Genomic DNA, 20718 nt, shown 5'->3' on the forward strand with positions numbered 1-20718 from the left:
CCGATCGGGGCGTGTGGTCGGGGGCATCGCGGGCGGCACGTAGAATGGGTCTGCCCCGATTTTGTCCAGCCCCAGGGAGCACCCCGGTGACCAGTGCCGATCTGTCGGTTCACACAAATAATCTTCTCGCCTCGGACGAACCCGAGAACGAACCGCGCGAAGAGTGCGGCGTCTTCGGAGTATGGGCTCCCGGCGAGGACGTGGCGAAGCTCACGTACTACGGATTGTATGCCCTTCAGCATCGAGGTCAGGAGGCCGCGGGCATCGCGGTCTCCGACGGTGCGCAGGTGCTCGTTTTCAAAGACCTCGGCCTGGTGAGCCAGGTCTTCGACGAGCAGACCCTCGCCGCGATGCCCGGCCACATCGCGGTCGGCCACTGCCGCTACTCGACGACCGGGTCGACGACGTGGGAGAACGCGCAACCGATCTTCCGCACGACCGCGGCCGGCACCGGCGTGGCGCTCGGCCACAACGGCAACCTCGTCAACACCACCGAACTTGCGCAGAAGGCTCGCGAGCTGGGCGTGCTCGACCAGAATCGTCCGGGTGCGGCGTCCTCCGACTCCGACCTCGTCGGTGCACTGCTCGCCCATGCGGCGGCGGACAGCACGATCGAAGGCGCCGCAATGACACTGCTGCCGACCCTTCGCGGTGCGTTCTGCCTGACGTTCATGGACGAACACACCCTCTACGCGGCGCGCGACCCCTGGGGTATCCGGCCGCTGTGTCTGGGCCGTCTCGACCGCGGGTGGGTGGTGGCCAGCGAAACCGCGGCGCTCGACATCGTCGGTGCGTCCTTTGTTCGCGACATCGAGCCCGGTGAGCTGCTCGCCATCGATTCCGATGGTGTCCGGTCGTCCCGTTTCGCGGCGCCCGAGCCGAAGGGCTGCGTCTTCGAGTACGTGTATCTGGCCCGTCCCGACTCGACGATCAGCGGGCGTTCGGTGCACGCGACTCGCGTCGAGATCGGACGGCGCCTCGCGAAGGAACACTCGGTCGACGCCGACCTCGTGATACCGGTCCCCGAATCCGGCACTCCCGCCGCGGTCGGCTACGCCCAGGGCTCGGGCCTGCCCTATGGGCAAGGTTTGATGAAGAACGCGTACGTGGGCCGCACCTTCATCCAGCCGAGTCAGACGATCCGCCAACTCGGTATCCGGCTCAAGCTGAACCCCTTGCGCGAGGTCATCCGCGGCAAGCGTCTCGTCGTCGTCGACGATTCGATCGTGCGTGGTAACACCCAGCGCGCGCTGATCCGCATGCTGCGTGAGGCTGGGGCACTCGAGATTCACGTCCGGATCGCGTCGTCGCCTGTGAAGTGGCCCTGCTTCTACGGCATCGACTTCGCATCGCCCACCGAGCTCATCGCCAACGGTGGCGGTCACCGCGACACGAACGTCGACGAGCACGACTACGACGAGATGGTCGAGATGGTGCGCCGGTCGATCGGTGCGGATTCCCTCGGCTACATCTCGCTCGACGGGATGATCGGCGCGACCGAGCAGCCGTCCTCGCGTCTGTGCGCGGCGTGCTTCGACGGGCAGTACCCGATCACACTGCCCACCGAATATGCGATCGGCAAGAACGTCCTCGAAGGTGTCGTCGACGCGGAATCGGTCACGCCGACCGTCCTGGACAATGCCAACGCGGACGTTCTGAGCCGCCCGTAGAGCCGCTTCCGGTACCGTGAGTGCGCGGTCGGCTCTCTCGGGCCCGCTTTCGCATGCGTTCTGACGGACACCGGCCACCTCTGCATTTCGGTCACGAACGTGCCGTCATGCAACCGACAACCCCATTCACAACTCGAAGCTGGAGCCGACAACCCATGACCGAGGAGACAACCCCCGGAGCTTCCTACGCAGCGGCAGGAGTGGACATCGAGGCGGGCGACAAGGCCGTCGAGCTGTTCGCTCCGCACGCGAAGAGGGCCACACGACCGGAGGTGCTCGGAGGTCTCGGGGGCTTCGCGGGCCTGTTCGCGCTCAAGGGCGACTACCAGGAGCCGCTTCTCGCCGCGTCCACGGACGGTGTCGGTACCAAGCTCGCGGTGGCGCAGGCACTGGACAAGCACGACACCGTCGGTCTCGACCTCGTGGCCATGGTCGTCGACGACCTGGTCGTGTGCGGCGCCGAACCGCTGTTCCTGCAGGATTACATCGCCGTCGGACGTGTGGTGCCCGAGCGTGTCGCCGAGATCGTGTCCGGCATAGCCGAGGGGTGCGTCCAAGCGGGCTGTGCCCTCCTCGGCGGTGAGACCGCGGAGCACCCCGGCGTGATGGCCGATGGAGACTACGACCTGTCGGCTACCGGAATCGGTGTGGTGGAAGCCGAGAAGGTCCTCGGACCCGATCGCGTCCGCCCGGGCGACGTCGTGATCGCGATGCGCTCGTCGGGCCTGCACTCCAACGGTTACTCCCTCGCGCGTAAGGTGCTGCTCGAGATCGGCAAGATGAGCCTGACGGCCCACGTCGACGAGTTCAGCCGTACGCTCGGCGAGGAACTGCTCGAGCCGACGCGTATCTACGCGAAGGACTGCCTGGCGCTCGCCGCCGAGACCGAGGTGCGTACCTTCTGCCACGTCACCGGTGGTGGTCTCGCCGCGAACCTGGCTCGTGTGATGCCGAAGGGCCTGGTCGCGGAACTCGACCGCACCACGTGGAGCCCCGCCCCCGTCTTCGGGCTCATCGCTCAGCGCGGCCGGGTCGAGCGCGCGGAGATGGAGAAAACCTTCAACATGGGTGTCGGCATGGTCGCAATCGTCGCGCCCGAGGACGTGGACCGCGCCCTTGCGGTGCTCACGGCTCGACACATCGAGAGCTGGACTCTCGGAACGGTCCACAAGGCGCCGCAGGTCGATGGTGAGCGCGCGTTGCTCGTCGGCGATCACCCCCGCTTCTGAGGGTCTGCACGCGATAGCAGGGTCGCACGAAAGCAGGGTCGGGAGTTCACGCTCGGTGAACTCCCGACCCTGCAGTGTTCCGTATGAACTCGTAGTGGTCGTTGCGTCGCACACGCAAGTCGACCACTCGATCAGACGACGTGAGCACCAGCGGAGGGGGAGTCGATGCCGACTCCCCCTCCGCTGGTGGTATACGTCTGGTCAGCGACGCCAGTCGTCGTCGCGGTCGTCGTCCCAACCGGAACCTTGGTCGGCGAAGACCTCGTCCCTGTGCGAGTTGGGTGCACCGCCCGACAACTCTCCGTCCGACAACTCACGCTGCAGGCTTTCGAAGTCGGTGGATGGCGAGCTGTACTTCAGTTGCCTTGCAACCTTGGTCTGCTTTGCCTTAGCTCGGCCGCGGCCCATGGCCAACCCCCTCGCGCTTTGACGGGGCGGCCTGGGGAATTTGGCGGCCCCGGTGTGTTGAGTGTTTTCCTGTGCCCTACTTTAGCTTGGAAAACTCAGTTCCGCTCCCACCCACCCGCCGAGGCCGGTGTCCGTTACATCTCATTGACACTCGACCTGCGGTAATACGGTTTTCAGCTATGTGGAGATGCGGCTCAGAACACCTCCGGTACGGCTCGGACGGTACCGACACGCGCACTGCCACCGAGCACGGGTTGTGACGCGAGGGCCGCGAGTTTCTCATCGGCGGTCACTCCGAGTCGGGTGAGGACCGCGGCAGTGAGGGGGAGCCGGGCGCGCTCGTGACCATCGTCGATCTTGAACGCGAACGCCGAGCCGTCCGGCAGTGCGCCCGCATGGATGCCGTCGGCTCCGGCCTTGCACATCAACCCCGGGACGGCCTGCATCAGCCGTAGGTCGTCCTTGCCCGACCCCGAGATGAGGAACGGGTGCTCGCGGATCGCATCGGCGACGGCGCGTTCGGGAGTGTCGGGTTGGGCGGTCACCAGCCGGGAGTACGCGCGGGCCAGGTTGATCAACGGCACCGGGACGAGGGGAAGTCCACACCCGTCGATGCCGAGATCCGCCTCCTCGATGTCACCTGTGAGCTCGAGGATCGTCTCCACCACCGCCTGTTGCAGGGGGTGGCCGGAGTCCAGGTAGTTCGACGTGGGCCAGTTGTTCGCGGCGCACGTTGCGAGCATCGCGGCGTGCTTACCCGAACAGTTCATGTAGGCGGGGCGAGGGGCACGACCCGCCGCGAGAACCTCGGCGCGGGCGAGTTCGTTGCCGGGCAGATCCGCAGGACACTGCAGTGCGTCCTCCCCGAAGCCTGAATAGGCGAGTAGTTCTTCGACAAGTTCGAGGTGGTCCGATTCGCCGTCGTGCGAGGCCGTCGCGATAGCGAGTTCGGCGCTGTTGCGTGGTGCGAATCCCAGTTGCAGCATCGCGGTCGCCTGCAACGGCTTGTTCGACGACCGCGGGTACACCGGGGTGTGGACTTCGCCCAGCGAGACGACCACCTCACCACGCGGATCCAGGACAACCAGGGATCCCCGATGCACACACTCCCGAAACCCGGAGCGCACCACTTCGACCAGTTCGACGCTCAATACTCCACCCGTACCTCTCGTCCGGCGACACGCCGCCGGGCCTTGTCCGCGACACTCGGTGACAGATCGGCCTGCTGTTCGAGCATCACTGCGATCCGCTCCGGGGCGCGTCCGGTGAACAGGTCCCGCACGGTCACCCCGTGGTCGGGCACGTCCTCGACGATGATCCGGTCCCCGGCCTGCACCGTGCCTTCGGCAAGCACCTTCAGATAGACGCCGGTGTCGCCACGGGCTGCGAACCGTTTGACCCATCCCGATTCGCCCGACCACACGCCGAACGTGCCGCACGGCGTGCGGGGCCCCGTCACTTCGAGCAGGAGACCGGAGTCGCCCACCCGCCAGCGCTCGCCGATGACCGCGTCGCTGGTTGTGACGCCGCTCGTTCGCAGGTTCTCCCCGAACCATCCGAGGGGAAGCTCCCGTCCGAGGTCGTCGGACCAGCGCCGGGCCTCGTCGTCGCCGTAGACGTAGACGGCCTTGAAACGTCCACCGTGATGCTCGGTGTCGCACTGACGGTCGCCGTCCAGGCCGAGCGGACCGACATGGACGGGCCCGTCGACAGGTCGCTTGTCGATCCCGGTGACGGGGACGCGGCGCATGCCGCTGGCCCGGATCTCGTGCACCACGCACACCGCGTCGACCCGTCCGGGAGCCGGCGCGGAGCTCACCGGCCGCGCAGACGCTCGACCGCGAGGCGGCCGGCCTGGACCGCGTCGTCGACAGGCACCGAATCCGGATCGATCGCTGCCGCACACGGACCGACGACGAGCGCGGTGTCCGTGGTGATGTTCCGCTTCACGAGGGCCAGCGCGATCGGTCCCAGCTCGTGGTGATCGACGACGGTGCCGAGTCGCCCGACGGACCGCCCTCCGGCGGTGATCGCCTCACCGGGTTCGGGGCGTCCGTCGGCAGAGCCATCGAGATGCAGCAGCACCAGGTGTCGCGGGGGTTTGCCGAGATTGTGGACGCGGGCCACGGTCTCCTGACCGCGATAGCAACCCTTGTCGAGGTGGACGGCGCCCGCCTCGGCGGGACTGCCGATCCACCGCGCCTCGTGCGGAATGGTGCGATCGTCGGTGTCGATACCCACTCGTGGCCGCGCGTCGGCGACGCGCAGCGCTTCGAACGCCCAGATGCCGGCAGCGCGGGCCCCGGCGGCGGTGAGCGCGGTGAAGGTCGCGGCGAGCTTCTCGCGCGGCACGAGGAGGTCGTAGGAGTGCTCGGTGGGCCACGGCATCCGCCGCACGAATCCGCCATCGGGGAGCGCGACGGCCGTATACGCCTCGGTGGGCAGGGCGTCGACGCCCAGCGCGGTGAGGATCGGTGCACCGCCGGCGTCGGGGCCCAGCAGGGTCAGTACCGCGAGTTCGTTACCGTCGCGCGGCTCGGCCTTGGCCCAGAACACCATCTTGGTGAGGAACCCGAGGAGGTCGGGGCCGCGGTCGTGTTCGGTGTCGATCCATGTGACGCCGTCGAGGTCGGTCTGCACGAAGTGGTGCTCGATGCGCCCGTTCAAGTCGAGACTGAGGTTCTCGGCGGAGGTGCCGTCGGGCAGTGCCTGCACGTGCTGGCTGGAAATGGTGTGCAGCCAACTCAGGCGTTCGTCGCCGGGGATCGCGATGACGAAGCGGTTGGAGCGGTCGACGACGGCGACGGAATCGGCGGCGGCGCGCTGTTCGCCCAGTGGATCCCCGTAATGCCAGGGCAGGCCTTCATCGGGACTTCCGGGTGGTGACGCAACGGCATCGGGGAAGGTGAGCAACGGGCTCTCGGACACGATCGGAAACTCGGCCACGACACCAGTCTATGGGGAAGCGATCCGCAGGGTGGTAGTGGATAGGGTAGGCGGCATGGCTGATCGGGTGCTGGTGACACTGGATGGCGAGGTGAGGGATGCTGATGCGCCCCTGCTGCACGCCGACGATTTCGGAGTGCTGCGAGGGGACGGTGTCTTCGAGACGCTGCTGGTGCGAGGCGGTAGGGCTCGCGCGGTCGAGCTGCATCTTGCACGTCTCACCTCGTCGGCGTCCTCCGCGGGTCTACCTGCCCCCGAGCTCGACGACTGGCGACTGGCGATCGACCTCGCCGTCGAGCAATGGGGCGACAAGCGCGAAGGCGCGCTTCGCCTGGTGCATACGCGCGGCCGGGAGGGCGGCGACGGGCCTACCGCGTTTCTGTTGGTGACGCCGGTGGCCGAGAGGGTGGAGGCAGCTCGCCGCGACGGTATCTCGGTGGTGTCCCTCGAGCGGGGATACTCGGTGGACCTGGCGCAGAAGGCGTCGTGGCAGCTTCTCGGTGCGAAAACCTTGTCGTATGCGACGAACATGGCCGCGCTGCGGCACGCGGAGTCGGCGGGCGCCGACGATGTGATCTACACGAGCAGTGAGGGCTACGTCCTGGAAGGCCCGCGGTCGACGGTGGTGATCGCGCGTGGACGGACGCTGCTCACGACACCGCCGGAGCACGGCATTCTGCCGGGTACCACCCAGCAGGCGCTGTTCGATGCAGCGGGCGAGCGCGACTTCACGGTGCGCTACGAGGCTTTGCGGCCCGCTGATCTCATCGTTGCAGACGGTGTGTGGCTGGTATCGAGTGTGGCGCTCGCCGCGCGCGTGCACACGCTCGACGGTCACTCGCTGGCCACCGAGGCGCTCGGCAGGGAGATCGAGACACTCGTCGACAAGGCGGTCGACGCCGCGCGCTGACCGTCGAGTGAGCTGGGCTGCGAAGGCGGCCGGGATGTGGTTGTGGCCACCGAGGGTGGGCGACACCGATATTTTCTACTACCGTTCGTAGTAACAAGCCGTTGTGCCCCTGCGGTGGCGGTCTTGTGTGCAGAATCCGACGTGGGCCCCCGCGCTCGGATGTCATCGACGTACCGGGCTCCACCCGTACTCGCTCGACAGATGTACCGGCTCGAATCGGAGTGGCAATGGACGTGCTCGACCTGTCCCGATGGCAATTCGGGATCACTACGGTGTATCACTTCATTCTCGTCCCGCTGACCATCGGTCTCGCTCCGATGATCGCGATCATGCAGACGATGTGGGTGATCACCAAGAAAGACCACTGGTATCGGCTCACCAAGTTCTTCGGGAAGATCTTCCTGATCAACTTCGCTCTCGGTGTGGCCACCGGAATCGTGCAGGAATTCCAATTCGGCATGAACTGGAGTGAGTATTCGCGCTTCGTCGGTGATGTGTTCGGCGCTCCGCTCGCGCTGGAGGGGCTCGTCGCCTTCTTCATGGAATCCACTTTCCTCGGACTGTGGATCTTCGGGTGGAGCAGGCTGCCGAAACTCGTGCACCTGGCAACCATCTGGATCGTCGCCATCGGCGTCAACGCCTCGGCCTACTTCATCATCGCCGCCAATTCGTTCATGCAGCACCCGGTGGGTGCCGTGTACAACCCGGAAACCGGTCGCGCCGAACTGTCGAGCATCTGGGAACTGCTCACGAACAACACCGCACTCGCGGCATTCCCGCACGCCGTGGCAGGTGGCTTCCTCACCGCATCGACCTTCGTCGCCGGTGTCGGTGGCTGGTGGATGGTGCGGAACATGCGTCGCGCCAAGGTGGTCCGAGAGTCCGGTGGGGTAGGAGAATCGGTCGAAACCGATGCCCTCGAAGCTGAACGGCTCGAATCGGACGCCCGGACGATGTTCCGTCCCGCGACCCGGCTGGGCCTGCTCATCATGGTCATCTCCGGTGTCGCGCTGTTCGTGACGGGCGATATGCAGGCCAAGCTGATGTTCGAGCAGCAACCCATGAAGATGGCCTCGGCGGAATCCCTGTGCCACACCGAAACCGACCCGAAATTCTCCATCCTCACCATCGGCACCCACAACAACTGCGACGGCGTGATCCACGTCCTCGAAGTGCCGTTCGTGCTGCCGTATCTCGCCGAGGGCGAGTTCAGCGGCGTGACGCTGCAGGGCGTCGAAGACTTGCAGGCCCAGTACGAAGAACAGTTCGGTCCGGGCAACTACAAGCCCAACCTGTTCGTCACCTACTGGTCGTTCCGCGCGATGATCGGTCTCGCTGCCGGATCCGCAGCACTGGCACTCGCCGGCCTGTGGGTCACCCGACGCGGGCGGGTACCCGATCAGAAATGGTTCGGATGGCTCAGTATCGCGGCGATCCCCACGCCGTTCCTCGCGAACAGCGCCGGCTGGATCTTCACCGAGATGGGCCGCCAACCCTGGGTGGTCCACCCGAACCCGACCGGTGTGGACCTGATCCGGCTCACTGTCGAGCAGGGCGTGTCGGACCACGCTCCCGCGACCGTGATCACCTCGCTCGTCGCATTCACCCTGGTCTACGCCGGCCTCGGTGTCGTGTGGTTCTGGCTCATCCGCAAGTACACGATGGAAGGCCCCCTGCCGCACGACGCGCAGCCACCCGGCGAGCACGACGACGAGCCCGACGACAACGGGCAGCCCAAGCAGCTGTCCTTCGCGTACTAGGAGACGACCGTGGGACTGCAAGAAGTCTGGTTCATCCTGATCGCCGTACTGTTCACCGGATACTTCGTCCTCGAGGGGTTCGACTTCGGTGTCGGCATGCACATGCCGGTGCTCGGACGCGGCAGGAGTGAGAGCGCTGATACCCGAAGGCGCGTGTTGCTCAACACCATCGGACCGGTGTGGGACGGAAACGAAGTGTGGTTGATCACCGCTGGCGGCGCATTGTTCGCCGCGTTTCCCGAGTGGTACGCGACTCTGTTCTCCGGGTTCTACCTCCCGCTGCTGCTGATCCTGCTCGCGCTCATCGTCCGTGTGTGTGCCATCGAGTGGCGCGGCAAGATCGACGATCCGACGTGGCGTCGCCGCTGCGACTGGGGCATCATCTTCGGTTCGTGGGTGCCCGCGGTCCTGTGGGGTGTGGCATTCGCGAACATCATCCGCGGCGTCGCGATCGACGAGAACAAGCAGTACGTCGGAGGGTTCTTCGACCTGCTCAATCCGTACGCTTTGCTCGGTGGCGCCACCACTGCGCTGGTGTTCGCGCTGCACGGTGCTGTGTTCATCGCCCTCAAGACCGCCGGTGATGTGCGTGAGGACGCAGTGAAACTTGCCCGGCGCCTCGCGATCCCGGCCATCGCGGTGGCGGGCGGATTCGTGCTGTGGACTCAGCTCGCGTACGGCAAGGACTGGACCTGGATCCTCGTGGCCGTCGCGGCGCTGTCCCTGCTGGTGGTCGTCGCACTCACCGCCGTCGAGCGGGAAGGCTGGGCGTTCGCGTTCACGACCGTCGCGATCATGGCCACCGTCGTGCTGCTGTTCGCGTCGCTGTTCCCGAACGTCATGCCGTCCACCCTCGACCCGGCATGGTCGCTCACGATCGAGAACGCGTCCTCGAGCCCGTACACCCTGAAGGTCATGACCTGGGCTGCGGCGATCATGACCCCGGTCGTCCTGATGTACCAGGGCTGGACGTACTGGGTGTTCCGCCAACGCATCTCGACCGATCAGATCCCCAAGTCCATCGGCTTGCCCATCGGAACCAAGTGACGGCCGACGCCGCAGCGGTCCCCGCCGACGTGCGCGCACGCCGGCGGGGACCCGTCGATCCGCGGCTGTGGCGTTACTCCGCCGTGGCGCGGGGTTACCTCGTCCTGACCGTCCTCACATCACTCGCCGATGTGGTGATGGTGATCGTCACCGCGCTCATGCTCGGCAGGATCCTCGCCGGGGTCATCACCACCGACGCGCGGTCGCTCGGAGACTGGACCACCGAACTCGCTGTCCTCACCGCAGCCATCGTCGTGCGGGTCGCAGTGACCTGGCTGCATTCGCGTTATGCACACCGCTCCGCTACGCGTGTGATCGCCGAACTCGAGCACGAAGTCCTCGACGCCGCGTCGGGCCTGCCACCCCGTGAACTCGATCCGCGCCGCGACGAGATCGCCACCGTGCTCACCCGCGGACTCGACGGACTCGGCGACTACCTCACCGGCTACATTCCTGCCCTGCTCCTGGCCGTCACACTCACGCCGATCACGATCGTCGTCATCGCCACGCAGGACATCACCTCCGCGGTCATCGTCGTGATCACCCTTCCGTTGATCCCGATCTTCATGATCCTCATCGGATTCCTCACCAAGGGGAAAGCCGACCGCACACTGTCCGCGATGACCGCGCTGTCCTCACAGATGCTCGACCTCGTCGCGGGATTGCCGACCTTGCGCGCGCTGGGGCGTGAACGCGGACCGGAAGCCCGTGTCCGTGAACTCGGTGAGGATCACCGCCGCACCACGATGTCCGCGCTCCGGGTCGCGTTCCTGTCGGGTACCGTGCTCGAGTTCCTCGCAACCCTCTCGGTCGCGCTCATCGCCGTGGCCATCGGGATGCGCCTCGTCACCGGCGGGATGCCCCTCGAAGCCGGGATCATTGCACTGATCCTCGCGCCGGAGGCGTACCAGCCACTTCGCACCGTGGGCAGCAAGTTTCACGCGGCAGAGGACGGGATAGCCGCTGCGGAAAGGGCATTCGCGATCCTCGACGACGCAGGCGCCGACGTGCCCCGGCCCGCCTCGGCAGCGGTGGCGAAGCGTCCCGAACGGAGCTGGGACCTCGAGCGGAGCCGGGACACCGCACCGGAGTTGGTGTTCGACGGGTTGAGCATCGCGGGCCGCGACGGACACGCCCCGCACCGGCTCGACGCCGTGTGCCGCGCCAGCGAGATCACCGCCCTCACCGGGCCCAACGGCTGCGGCAAATCCACCGCACTGCTCGCGCTCCTCGGCCTGGCCGAACCCGCGGAAGGTACGGTCACCGTCGACGGCTGTCCGTCGACGGGCGCCGATCAGTGGTGGGATCGGGTCGCGTGGTTACCCCAGCGGCCTGTGCTGCTCCCGGGAACTCTCGCCGACAATCTGCGCCTCACCGGCGTAGAGCCGGATGATCCGGGACTCGACGACATCTGCGCGGCAACGGGATTCGATACCGTCCTCGCAGAACTTCCGGAGCGATGGAACACCGTCGTCGGCGCAGGCGGCACCGGTCTGTCGCTCGGGCAGCGACAACGCCTCGCGCTCACCCGCACCTTGGCCTCACCACGAGAGGTCATGCTGCTCGACGAACCCACCGCACATCTCGACGACGAGACCGAAACCACCGTCCTGGATACTCTGCGCGCGCGGGCCCGAGCGGGCCGCACCGTCGTGATCGTCGCGCATCGGCCGAGTCTGCTTGCGATCGCAGATCAGGTGGTCACCGTGGATGCGGGTGCTCGATGAAGGAACTGAGCCGCCGGCACGACGAGACACGCCTGCTCCGGCGCGCGATGGAGCTACTCGAACTCGAACCCCGCCGGGTGGTGCTCGCCGTGCTCGCAGGGGTCGCGACCCTCGGGAGCGCATTGCTGCTCGCCGGGATCTCCGCATGGCTCATCGTGCGCGCCTGGGAGATGCCACCGGTCCTCGACCTGACCGTCGCGGTGGTCGCAGTACGCGCGCTGGGTATCTCGCGCGGGCTCTTCCGCTACTTCGAGCGGCTCGCCACCCACGACACCGCGCTCCGCGGCATGACTTCCGCGCGATCACGTCTGTACGAACGGCTGGCCGCCGGGGATCCGGCAGCCTCCGCGGGACTGCGACGCGGCGACCTGCTCTCTCGCACCGGCGCCGACATAGACGCGCTCGGCGACGTGGTGGTGCGCGCTCTCGTGCCGATCGCCGTCGCGGTCGTTCTGAGCGTCGCCGCTGTGGTTACGGTCGGGGTGATCGCACCGGCCGCCGGCGTGGTCCTCGCCGTTGCCCTACTGGTCGCGGGGGTTGCCGCGCCGTGGCTGTCGGCATCGGCTGCTGCTCGTGCCGAAGCCGACGGAGATGCGGCCCGAACCCGCTTCGGTGAGGACGCTGTGACCGCACTCGACCACGCCGCGGAACTCCGTGTCGCGGGGCGGTTGCGCACCGTGACGGGCCGAGCGCGGGTCGCGAACACCGAGTCGGTCGGCGCAACAGACCGCTCGGCCGTCCCCGCAGCATTCGCGGATGCGGCAGCGCCGCTCGCGGTCGGCGCGAGCGTGCTCGGGGCACTTCTGATCGGCATCACCGTCTTCGGTTCGGACGTCGCGGCGATGAGCCCCACGACGCTCGGCATCCTTGTGCTGTTGCCGCTCTCGGCGTTCGAAGCCACCGCTGTGCTGCCTGCGGCAGCGCAGACACTGACCCGCGCACGACTCGCGGCACGGCGCATCGTCGATCTGCTCGAGCGCGCGGACCGGCCCATGCCCCACGGCAGCGCACCTGCTGATGGCCCCGGACGGCTTCGCGCCGTCGGGCTGTGCAGCGGATGGCCGGGCGCCTCGCGCACCGCACCCGTCGACCTGGACGCGGCCCCCGGTTCGCGGATCGCGATCGTCGGGAGCAGCGGTAGCGGTAAGACCACCACCGTGATGACACTGGCCGGGCTGCTGGGCCCGGTGAGCGGTTCGGTCACCCTCGACGGTGTGGACCTCGGCGCGATCGAGCAGGCTGCGCTCCGTCGCCGCGTCGCGTTCTTCGCCGAGGACGCCCACATCTTCGACACCTCGATCCTCGAGAACCTGCGTGTTGCTCGCGGTACCGTCGGCGAGGAGGAGGCGCGGGGTGCGCTCGCGTCGGTCGGCCTGGGCCCGTGGGTCGAGGCATTGCGGGACGGCGTACACACCGTGCTCGCTTCCGGCGCGCGCGAGATCTCGGGTGGACAGCGCCGCCGGTTGCTCCTGGCCCGAGCGATCCTGTCGGAGACGGAGATCCTGCTGCTCGACGAACCGGCCGAACACCTCGATGCGCAGGATGCAGCCCACTTGCAGAGGGACCTTCTCGATTCGCGTTCGGGACTCGTCGACTCTTCCCGGACGGTCGTCGTCGTCACGCACAGCCTGCCTGCGGACACCGCCGCCGACCTGGTGGTACGCATCGAGAAAAATGCGTTGCCGACATCGTGATCCGCGCGTACTTTCTCAGGTACACGAGAAAGGAGGTGGTCTGGAAGTGATTGATATTCGGACGCGTGAGGTGACCATCCGCTAGCAGCGTGACGACGGAATTCACCCGCCGCACGCGGTAGGCGAATCCCAGGTGGTCACCCGGCCCCCGAGCGCCGGTCTGTCCGGACCGGATCCACCGTCAACGGACGAGTTCCGTGACGTGTGGCGGCTCGGGGGCCGTTCGCGTACGCACTTGGAACGGACAGGTGCCGAGAAATGTGATCCGTGCATCAGGTCGGGTGAACCGGGTGTAGCAACCGGTGTCGTTGGGTACAGATGGCTGATGCCGATCTTGCAACGTGCCCACGACGCCCTCCGGCTGCACACCTCGCCGGGAATCTTCTTTTCCTCGGCGGCGGTGTCGCTCGTGTTCGTCGTGGTGACCGTTGCGTTCACCGACGCCGTCGATGAGGTCTTCAGAGCGGGGTCGACCTGGATCATGACCAACCTGGGATGGTTCTACATTTTCGGGGTCACGACGTTCCTCCTGTTCCTGGTCGGCATTGCCTGCACTCGATACGGCAGGGTCCGGCTCGGCGGTGACGGCGAGCGACCAGAGTATTCGAATACCACCTGGTTTACGATGCTGTTTGCTGCGGGCATCGGCACCATCTTGATGTTCTGGGGCGTTGCAGAACCGATCTCGCACTTCGCGAACCCGCCGAGGCAGGACGTCGAACCCGGCTCGGTCGAGGCCGCTGAGGAGGCGATGGGCTTCGCTCTCTATCACTTCGGTCTACACACCTGGACGATCTTTGCGCTGCCGGGATTGTGTTTCGGGTACTTCATCTACAAGCGTCGTCTGCCACCGCGAGTGAGTTCGATCTTCGCCCCGATCCTCGGTGGCCGCATCTACGGCCCGATCGGTCGCACCATCGACACCGTCGCGATCCTCGGCACCGTGTTCGGTGTCGCGACATCCGTAGGTTTGGGGACTCTGCAGATCAATGCGGGTCTGGCGCAGTTGTTCGATATCGAGGAATCCGGAGTGACCCAGATCGCATTGATTGCGATCGTGACGGTGATGGCCGGTGTCTCGGTGGCGCTCGGACTCGACAAGGGCATCAAACGGTTGTCGAATCTCAACATCGGCATGGCGGTCGGGCTTCTAGTGTTCGTCCTGGTTACAGGGCCGAGCCTGTTCTTGCTCAAAGGCATGATCGAATCGGTCGGAATCTACGCCGAGGCTCTGCCGAGGCTCGCGTTCTGGAACGACACCTTCGCGAACTCCGGTTGGCAGAACACATGGACGGTCTTCTACTGGGCGTGGACTATTACCTGGTCGCCCTTCGTCGGCATTTTCATCGCCCGGATCTCCCGCGGCCGCACCGTCCGCGAGTTCGTCGGTGGTGTGCTCGGGCTGCCCGTGCTCTTCTCCGTGATCTGGTTCAGCATCTTCGGTATGGGTGCCTTCGACATCGAACTCAACGGTGACGGTGGGCTCGTCGACCGCGTCGTCGGCGACGGCGACATCCCCGGTGCGCTCTTCGAATTCCTCGGCAATTTCCCGCTCACGGGATTCGTTTCGTTCATCGCCGTCGTCCTCGTGGTGATCTTCTTCGTCACATCGGTCGATTCGACGGCGATGGTCCTCGACATGATGGCCTCCGGCCATGAGGAGAACGCACCGATGCATCAGCGTCTCTTCTGGGCGATCCTGATGGGTGTGGTTGCGTCGACCATGCTCGTCGCGACGGGTAAGGACGGGCTCGACGCGCTGCAACAGCTGATCACGGTGGTCGGACTACCGTTCTTCGTGATGGGCTTCGTAATGATGTACAGCCTGGTGCGGGGGATCCGCGAAGACCTCGGAGAACGCCCCGAACCGGTGACGCGGCAGTGGCCCGAGGTGCATACAGCGGAGGCTCTTGCTGCGGCGGAGCAGTTGCCCACCCCAGAAATCGTGGTGGTCACGCACGCAATCCCGGAGGGCGAGCCGGGTGAAGGTGCGGCGGACGGGGACGATCCGGAAGCGGACGCCAGCACCACAGCACACACGGACACCGATGCTGCTGACACCGGTACTGAAGGGCAGCCGGCCGCATCGAAACGACCGATGCGTGGTCAGCCGATGTAGCGCGACAACCGGGCCGACATGCGCGGGGTCAGTTCGCCATCGGCGATGACACGTTCTTCGACATAGGCGAGGTCGCCGCCTTCGACGATGCCGTAGAGCCGCTTAGCTCCGCCCACCGTCTCCCCGGACTTCGCGCGGATCACCACGTCGGTCGCGAGCTCCCACGACGACTGGGTCAGGGCCGTTCCGTAGTACAGTTCGACGATGCCGGAGCTGTGAGTGAGCAGCAGTTCGACGGTCTCGGGGTCCTCGCTGCCTGCGGCGTCGGTGCCCGACACACGCCAGAAGCCGCTTTCACGGCGGTCGGGTGCGCTGAACTCGCCGGCGTCGTCGAGACGCCACGAGCGGGCGTCCCACGCGAGGAAATCGGCGCCGCTGTGCGAGACGATGATCTGCTGACCGAAGCGGTAGTCGCCCGTGTCGGGATCATGCCCTTCGCCCTCGCCGCGCCAGACACCGACCAGCGGCAGCAATGCCAGCATCGCCGGGTCCAGGTCGGGTCCGAGCCGCAGGTTTGCCGTGTCCTCGGGGCAGGGAAGGCCGGGGATTGCCGGGATGTTGCGCTCGGCCGTGGCCTCGGCGCGCTTTTCGGCCTCGGCGATCGCGTCGTTACCGCTGCGGCGGGGTTCGTCGGCCGTCACTAGTCTTGGGTGACCAGGCGGTAGATCGTGTAGATGGTGAACCATGCGATGAGCAGGGTCGCGGCGAGCAGCAGGAGTTCGAAGAAAATGACCACGGGCACATATTAGCCCCTCGGTGCCGCCGGGTACGACTCGGGCGGGGAGACGGCGAAAGGCCCCGCTCCGTTGTGGAATGGAGCGGGGCCCAGGCGTCCGGTAGGGCGACCTACCAGGCTTTACCTACTTCGAGACGGTCACCTCGACGTTGTGTACGCCAGCGGACGACGGGCTCACCGTTGCGGTGCCGTTGCCCGTGCTGGACAGCGCACGGATCGTCCATTCGCCCGGAGCGGCAAAGAACCGGAAGTCGCCGGTTGCAGACGCGACGACCTCGGCGGTGAACTCATCGGTGCCGTCGAGCAGGCGCACGAAAGCGCCACCGACGGGTTGTCCGTCGGCCGCCAGAACACGGCCGGTGATGACCGTTTCCTTCTCGGTGTCGACGTTCGACGGCAGGGTCTGGGTCTGGACAGGTGCTCCGCACATTTCTCTTATGCTCCCAATTCGATCGGTGCGCCGACGAGTGAGCCGTACTCGACCCAGCTGCCGTCGTAGTTCTTGACATTCTGCTTGCCGAGGATCTCCTGCAGCACGAACCAGGTGTGGCTCGAGCGTTCGCCGATACGGCAGTAGGCGATGGTTTCCTTGCTGTCGTCGAAGCCTTTGGCGGCGTAGAGGGCGGTGAGGTCGTCGTCGGACTTGAACGTGCCGTCCTCGTTGGCGGTGGTGCTCCACGGGATGTTGATCGCACCGGGGACGTGTCCACGCTGCTGGGCCTGCTCCTGCGGCAGGTGCGCGGGCGCGAGGATCTTGCCGGAGAACTCGTCGGGCGAACGCACGTCGACGAGGTTCTTGTTGCCGATGGCGTCGATGACCTCGTCGCGGAATGCGCGGATCGACGTGTCGGGCGCGGCGGCCTTGTACTCGGTTGCCGGACGGCTCACCTCGCCCGTCGACAGGGGGCGACCGTCGAGTTCCCACTTCTTACGGCCGCCGTCGATGAGCTTGACGTCGTTGTGGCCGTACAGCTTGAAGTACCAGTATGCGTACGCGGCGAACCAGTTGTTGTTGCCGCCGTACAGCACAACGGTGTCGTCGTTCGCGACGCCCTTGGCCGACAGCAGAGCGGAGAACTGCTCCTGATTCAGGAAATCGCGACGGACGGCGTCCTGCAGATCCTGGCGCCAGTCGAGCCGGATCGCGCCTTCGATGTGGCCGCCTTCGTAGGCGGAGGTGTCTTCGTCGACCTCGATGAAGACGGTTTTCGGCGCTTGCAGGTTCTGCTCAGCCCAGTCGGCGGAGACCAGAACGTCGGAGCGAGCCATGGTTGTTCCTTTCGTGATGATACTGAAGAAGTCGAGGGTTGGAACAGCAGAAGTACTGGTCGAGGAGCAACTCGGATTGTCTGTGGCCGCAACCGGGTGATCAGCGGGTGCGTCCTCTCTGCACGAACCGCGATCCGCGAACATCCGTCCGGACAGCAGAGGAAGTGGCGAAAGACATGTATGTACTCCTGCTTGATCGATATCGCTGGGCGAGTCGAATCGCGGTGGTGGACCGCGGGTGGATCAGCAGGTACAACAAGAGCTGCCGAGGCGGCACAGATCGACTGTGCGGCGTCGGGTGAGCATCAGCTCTCGGCAGGTCAGCACGCGTCGTAGTCTAGCCGAGAAATCAGCGCACGGAAGGGCCGGGTTCCCAGCGCGGCCGGCGCTCGTCCCAGAGGGCGCGGGCACACGCGATCACGAGGGACGCTGCACTTCGGCCAGATCGATGGTGACGTTGTGTGCTTCACCCTCGATGACGATCCGTGAGCCACGTGCCTCCACGGACGTGGGATAGACACCGAACGGGAGATCCTGCGGCTCGATCGTGGCGGTGAACAGTCCCAGTACCAGGGGCTTCAATGGTTCGGGAACCGTGAAGTCGGCATTTCCTTCGGGACCGAAGTACAGGTCGGACGCAACAATCTGTACCTGGTCGCCGTCCAGCACGAGGTCTGCCTGGACGCTGACCCGCGCCGAGAGCGGGCCGACGGGCACGGTGCCGGTGAGTACGACACCGCCGGCGGTGGTCGGACCGGATCCGCCGGAGCCGCCCGTGCCGTCGGACTTGCTGGCCGGCGGCGCAGAAATCTGCAGGTCGGGGATGTCGAGCGCCTGACCGAGTTCGGTCGCGTCGATCATCACCCGGCCGAACAGCAGGTCGACAGGTACCGACCGGATCGAGCCGTCGAGGAGGTCGGCTGCCTCCGCGTGGGCACCCACCAGGTTCGCCTCGACGGTGATGTCGCCGAGCATGTCGGTGGGAACCCGATCCGCCGTGATCTCGACGTTCTCGTAGTGCCCGTTGCGTGCCTGCAGGAGAAATGGGAACCCGTGGATCGTCACCGCAGGATCGGACTCGAGGGTGCCACCTTCCCGCAGCGCGCGTGACAGCCGGTACTCGGACCAGGCTGCCGCGCCGAAGTCGGCCAGGAGGGCGAGGCCGACGAGGACGACGAGGCCGTAAATGAGTTTGCGCACGCCGACCATTGTGGCGGAACGTCACGCCGACCATTGTGGCGGAACGTCACGTCGGCCATTGTGGCGGAACGTCACGTCGGCCATTGTGGCGGAACGTACCGGGCGGGGTACTCGCCAGCTAACACGGCGGTAACAAACGGGAGGTTAATCTGTAGCACGTCGTTCATCCAGAACGGTCCACCCAGGTAGTGCGAAGAAACGGAGGCCCGGTGGAGCTTCTCCTTCTGACCTCCGATCCGAATCCTGATGCTGTCCTGCCGTCGCTGTCGCTGCTGGCGCATTCGGTACGGCCGGTTCCGACCGAGGTGTCGTCCTTGCTCGAGACAGCGACCGCGGATATTGCGATCGTCGATGCCCGGACCGATCTTGCTGCAGCACGCGGATTGTGTCGCTTGCTCGGGGGAACTGGATCGGCTGTCCCCGTCGTTGCTGTCCTCACCGAAGGCGGGCTCGTCGCGGTCAACCCGGAGTGGTCGCTCGACGACATCCTGCTCACCGGCACCGGACCGGCAGAACTCGATGCCCGGTTGCGGCTGCTGCTGGCTCGCTCCGGTGGTGCGGTCGGTACCGAGACTGCCGGGCGGATCACGCTGGGCGACCTCACCATCGACGAGGACACGTACACGGCGAGGCTGCGCGGAAAGCCGCTCGACTTGACGTACAAGGAATTCGAACTCCTCAAGTATCTTGCACAGCACGCCGGCCGTGTCTTCACCCGCGCACAGCTGTTGCAGGAGGTGTGGGGCTACGACTTCTTCGGTGGCACCCGCACGGTCGACGTGCACGTGCGACGACTCCGCGCGAAGCTCGGTCCCGAACACGAAGCTCTCATCGGCACCGTCCGCAATGTCGGATACAAGGCGGTCCGGCCGAGCAGCCGCACGAAGGGCGGTCATACCGTCGGCCACCCCGAGGACGAGTTCGCAGAATAGTGGCTACCCTCGGGGCATGAAGTTCGGGCCCAACAAGCGTGAAGAGCTCACGTCGGATCGGCAGTTCGTCGACCGACCCACCGCGGAGCACGCCGCAGAGGTGCAGTCGCTGCTCGATCGCGCAACTGCGCACGACGGAACCGCTCCGGTGTCCGAGCAGGCAGTCCACTCCTTGACCCGCGACACCGATGCGCGGCACCTTATTGCTCTCGCCGATGGTGCTGTCGCCGGGTATGCGAACCTCACGCCTGCGCACGGCGAGCATCCGTCGATGTCCGAGGTCGTCGTGGATCCGGCCCATCGAGGACGCGGTCTCGGCAGCGAGCTCGTCCGTGCGGCACTGACCGAAGGGGGCTCCGGGGCACGGGTGTGGGCACACGGCGACCTTCCCGCGGCCCGCGCTGTCGCCGCCGCACTCGAGCTGAAGGGCGTGCGTGAACTTCTCCAGCTGAGGCGGTCGCTCGAGCCCGCGCTCCCCGATCTCGAGGTTCCCGACTCGATCGAGTTGCGCACGTATCGAGGTCCGTCGGACGATCCCGAACTCGTCCGGGTCAACGCAGCTGCCTTCGAATGGCACCCCGAGCAGGGGCGGATGACGGTAAGCGATGTGGCCGACCGCCGCGCCGAGCCGTGGTTCGATCCCGAGGGGCTGTTCCTCGCTTTCGACGCCACCGAGCCGGATCGACTCCTGGGGTTCCACTGGACGAAGGTGCATGCGTCGGGACCGACGGAGCCATCGCTCGGTGAGGTCTACGTGGTCGGTGTCGATCCGACGGCGCAGGGCAGGGGTCTCGGTAGGCTCCTCACTCTCGCCGGACTGCATCACCTGAGAGGCCGCGGACTGCCGACAGTTCTGCTCTATGTCGAGGGCGACAACACGGCCGCGCTCAATACCTATGGGAAGCTCGGGTTCGAGCGGTTCCATGTAGATGTCGCATACGCGAAGTGAACAGCTGCCGACGACACGTGGTTGTCCAGTGAAGTTCGGGTGATCGTCGCAACACCACCAGCGCCCGTATCCGGCGTGTTCATCTCCCGTTAACCGGCGAGAGAGTATCCGTCCACCGGGTC

Annotated in this window: 18 protein-coding genes; 10 read left to right on the top strand and 8 right to left on the bottom strand. The window is 66.2% G+C overall.

Annotated elements, in window-relative coordinates; all coding sequences use genetic code 11:
- Positions 1-86 precede the first annotated feature (86 nt).
- Positions 87-1670 carry an amidophosphoribosyltransferase gene (purF, locus tag ACZI8W_RS04245; RefSeq protein ID WP_463367244.1) on the top strand — a complete coding sequence of 528 codons (1584 nt, stop codon included), beginning with the start codon at positions 87-89 and terminating at the stop codon, positions 1668-1670.
- A 155-nt stretch (positions 1671-1825) separates the two neighbouring features.
- Positions 1826-2899 (top strand): phosphoribosylformylglycinamidine cyclo-ligase, encoded by a 1074-nt coding sequence (gene purM, locus ACZI8W_RS04250; protein ID WP_463367245.1) that lies wholly within the window; start codon positions 1826-1828, stop codon positions 2897-2899.
- A 201-nt stretch (positions 2900-3100) separates the two neighbouring features.
- Here the strand turns inward: purM and ACZI8W_RS04255 are convergent, their stop codons facing one another.
- From ACZI8W_RS04255 to ygfZ, 4 genes are all read right to left on the bottom strand, one after another.
- Positions 3101-3307 (bottom strand): DUF3073 domain-containing protein, encoded by a 207-nt coding sequence (locus tag ACZI8W_RS04255; protein ID WP_054806550.1) that lies wholly within the window; start codon positions 3305-3307, stop codon positions 3101-3103.
- Positions 3308-3501: 194 nt separating this feature from the next.
- Positions 3502-4458 (bottom strand): asparaginase, encoded by a 957-nt coding sequence (locus ACZI8W_RS04260; protein ID WP_463367246.1) that lies wholly within the window; start codon positions 4456-4458, stop codon positions 3502-3504.
- On the bottom strand, positions 4455-5126 hold the full coding sequence (locus ACZI8W_RS04265) for an MOSC domain-containing protein (RefSeq protein WP_463367247.1): 672 nt from the start codon (positions 5124-5126) through the stop codon (positions 4455-4457). The genes ACZI8W_RS04260 and ACZI8W_RS04265 overlap by 4 nt, the downstream gene beginning before the upstream one ends.
- Positions 5123-6253: a CAF17-like 4Fe-4S cluster assembly/insertion protein YgfZ gene (ygfZ, locus tag ACZI8W_RS04270; RefSeq protein WP_463367248.1), complete on the bottom strand. Its 1131-nt coding sequence runs from the start codon at positions 6251-6253 to the stop codon at positions 5123-5125. The genes ACZI8W_RS04265 and ygfZ overlap by 4 nt, the downstream gene beginning before the upstream one ends.
- Positions 6254-6308: 55 nt before the next feature.
- Here ygfZ and ACZI8W_RS04275 point away from each other — a divergent pair, with 55 nt between their 5' ends.
- The 6 genes from ACZI8W_RS04275 to ACZI8W_RS04300 all read left to right on the top strand — a co-directional run bounded on the left by ACZI8W_RS04275 (position 6309) and on the right by ACZI8W_RS04300 (position 15510).
- Entirely contained in the window at positions 6309-7163 is an 855-nt protein-coding gene (locus tag ACZI8W_RS04275) for an aminodeoxychorismate lyase (protein ID WP_463367249.1), read from the top strand.
- 227 nt (positions 7164-7390) lie between these two features.
- Positions 7391-8923 carry a cytochrome ubiquinol oxidase subunit I gene (locus tag ACZI8W_RS04280; protein ID WP_463367250.1) on the top strand — a complete coding sequence of 511 codons (1533 nt, stop codon included), beginning with the start codon at positions 7391-7393 and terminating at the stop codon, positions 8921-8923.
- 9 nt (positions 8924-8932) lie between these two features.
- Positions 8933-9970: a cytochrome d ubiquinol oxidase subunit II gene (cydB, locus tag ACZI8W_RS04285; protein ID WP_463367251.1), complete on the top strand. Its 1038-nt coding sequence runs from the start codon at positions 8933-8935 to the stop codon at positions 9968-9970.
- Positions 9967-11697 carry a thiol reductant ABC exporter subunit CydD gene (cydD, locus tag ACZI8W_RS04290; protein WP_463367252.1) on the top strand — a complete coding sequence of 577 codons (1731 nt, stop codon included), beginning with the start codon at positions 9967-9969 and terminating at the stop codon, positions 11695-11697. The genes cydB and cydD overlap by 4 nt, the downstream gene beginning before the upstream one ends.
- A complete protein-coding gene (cydC, locus tag ACZI8W_RS04295; protein ID WP_463367253.1) occupies positions 11694-13391 on the top strand; it encodes a thiol reductant ABC exporter subunit CydC in 1698 nt (565 codons plus the stop codon). The genes cydD and cydC overlap by 4 nt, the downstream gene beginning before the upstream one ends.
- 325 nt (positions 13392-13716) lie before the next feature.
- Positions 13717-15510, top strand: coding sequence for a BCCT family transporter (locus ACZI8W_RS04300; protein ID WP_463367254.1), 1794 nt, complete (start codon positions 13717-13719; stop codon positions 15508-15510).
- Here the strand turns inward: ACZI8W_RS04300 and ACZI8W_RS04305 are convergent.
- The 4 genes from ACZI8W_RS04305 to ACZI8W_RS04320 form a co-directional block, all read right to left on the bottom strand.
- Positions 15498-16151, bottom strand: a complete 654-nt coding sequence (locus ACZI8W_RS04305; protein WP_463367255.1) for a heme-binding beta-barrel domain-containing protein — start codon at positions 16149-16151, stop codon at positions 15498-15500. The two genes, ACZI8W_RS04300 and ACZI8W_RS04305, sit on opposite strands and share 13 nt — an antisense overlap.
- Before the next feature lie 219 nt (positions 16152-16370).
- Positions 16371-16676, bottom strand: a complete 306-nt coding sequence (locus ACZI8W_RS04310) for a DUF1416 domain-containing protein (protein ID WP_463367256.1) — start codon at positions 16674-16676, stop codon at positions 16371-16373.
- 5 nt (positions 16677-16681) lie between these two features.
- Entirely contained in the window at positions 16682-17515 is an 834-nt protein-coding gene (locus ACZI8W_RS04315) for a sulfurtransferase (protein WP_463367257.1), read from the bottom strand.
- A 417-nt stretch (positions 17516-17932) separates the two neighbouring features.
- Positions 17933-18715 carry an LmeA family phospholipid-binding protein gene (locus ACZI8W_RS04320; RefSeq protein ID WP_463367258.1) on the bottom strand — a complete coding sequence of 261 codons (783 nt, stop codon included), beginning with the start codon at positions 18713-18715 and terminating at the stop codon, positions 17933-17935.
- 209 nt (positions 18716-18924) lie between these two features.
- On the opposite strand from ACZI8W_RS04320, the gene ACZI8W_RS04325 reads away from it, so the two are divergent.
- The gene (locus ACZI8W_RS04325; protein WP_463367259.1) at positions 18925-19647 is read left to right on the top strand and encodes a winged helix-turn-helix domain-containing protein; all 723 of its coding nucleotides are present in this window, start codon (positions 18925-18927) and stop codon (positions 19645-19647) included.
- A gap of 16 nt (positions 19648-19663) precedes the next feature.
- Complete coding sequence (gene mshD / locus ACZI8W_RS04330; protein ID WP_463367260.1) at positions 19664-20596, top strand: mycothiol synthase; 933 nt, start codon at positions 19664-19666, stop codon at positions 20594-20596.
- Positions 20597-20718 lie beyond the last annotated feature (122 nt).

The organism is Rhodococcus ruitaii, assembly GCF_055230935.1.

Excerpts from the sequence above, each read along its gene's own strand:
- ACZI8W_RS04280 (WP_463367250.1), top strand. The coding sequence starts at position 7,391 with ATGGACGTGCTCGACCTGTCCCGATGGCAATTCGGGATCACTACGGTG.
- ACZI8W_RS04315 (WP_463367257.1), bottom strand. The coding sequence starts at position 17,515 with ATGGCTCGCTCCGACGTTCTGGTCTCCGCCGACTGGGCTGAGCAGAAC.
- ACZI8W_RS04310 (WP_463367256.1), bottom strand. The coding sequence starts at position 16,676 with ATGTGCGGAGCACCTGTCCAGACCCAGACCCTGCCGTCGAACGTCGAC.
- ACZI8W_RS04275 (WP_463367249.1), top strand. The coding sequence starts at position 6,309 with ATGGCTGATCGGGTGCTGGTGACACTGGATGGCGAGGTGAGGGATGCT.
- cydC (WP_463367253.1), top strand. The coding sequence starts at position 11,694 with ATGAAGGAACTGAGCCGCCGGCACGACGAGACACGCCTGCTCCGGCGC.
- mshD (WP_463367260.1), top strand. The coding sequence starts at position 19,664 with ATGAAGTTCGGGCCCAACAAGCGTGAAGAGCTCACGTCGGATCGGCAG.
- purM (WP_463367245.1), top strand. The coding sequence starts at position 1,826 with ATGACCGAGGAGACAACCCCCGGAGCTTCCTACGCAGCGGCAGGAGTG.
- ACZI8W_RS04255 (WP_054806550.1), bottom strand. The coding sequence starts at position 3,307 with ATGGGCCGCGGCCGAGCTAAGGCAAAGCAGACCAAGGTTGCAAGGCAA.
- ACZI8W_RS04300 (WP_463367254.1), top strand. The coding sequence starts at position 13,717 with ATGCCGATCTTGCAACGTGCCCACGACGCCCTCCGGCTGCACACCTCG.